At 44.5% G+C, this 643-nt stretch carries 2 protein-coding genes; both read right to left on the bottom strand.

Going from position 1 to position 643, the window contains the following annotated elements; translation table 11 throughout:
• On the bottom strand, window positions 1-132 hold a 132-nt coding region (locus AACQ83_RS24330), incomplete at its 3' end, for a phage holin family protein (protein ID WP_192881260.1).
• 111 nt (window positions 133-243) lie between these two features.
• Entirely contained in the window at window positions 244-420 is a 177-nt protein-coding gene (locus AACQ83_RS24335; protein ID WP_158537820.1) for a hypothetical protein, read from the bottom strand.
• Window positions 421-643 lie beyond the last annotated feature (223 nt).

Here is a 643-nt window from a genome sequence, read left to right on the forward strand (position 1 = left end):
CCCGCCGTTATAGCGACCCCTGAGAAAAGCCATTGTCCCCGATAGTATTGCACCTATACCCTGTTCTTTGACTGATAGCAGCCATAACCATAGCTGCACCCAGATGTCTGGTTGCTTGTCCATGAGTCTCATATTTCCACCCCCGTTGGGGATTAAGTCCCCGCAAGTACGGGCGTGAAAAGAAAAAGGCCTCGAATAGTCGTGGCCTATGCGTAGTGATAAATGGTAGATTTCATACGTATCTTATATTTTGCTTAGTCGCTTTTGCTGCTCTATAAGCTTCCCTATCATTGATAATACGATAGTACTCTTCATAGCCTCTGAGGCTGTCTGATAATAACGGAACAGCGTAATCTCAGGACGCTTTGAATGCTGGAGCGCAATATTAATTTCATTAACTACCGGAGTTAAATTATTCATGCCAATGGTTTCCTTTTAATTTCGTAGAAACATTTTTGCTTTACGCATTCACATTGCCGGCTATGGTTGCCGCCAATAAGCACGCATCACAATAATCACCCAATCAGCGAATAAAGCCCGGATTCAGTTCCGGGTGATCAGCGTCGTATAAGTAAAAAGGCCACGCTATGCGCAGCCTCCGTAATCAATTGAATTCGTTCCGATATGGGAATTCCCATATCGG

It is taken from the genome of Photorhabdus sp. S10-54 (genome assembly GCF_963878145.1).
Classification (GTDB): domain Bacteria; phylum Pseudomonadota; class Gammaproteobacteria; order Enterobacterales; family Enterobacteriaceae; genus Photorhabdus; species Photorhabdus kayaii.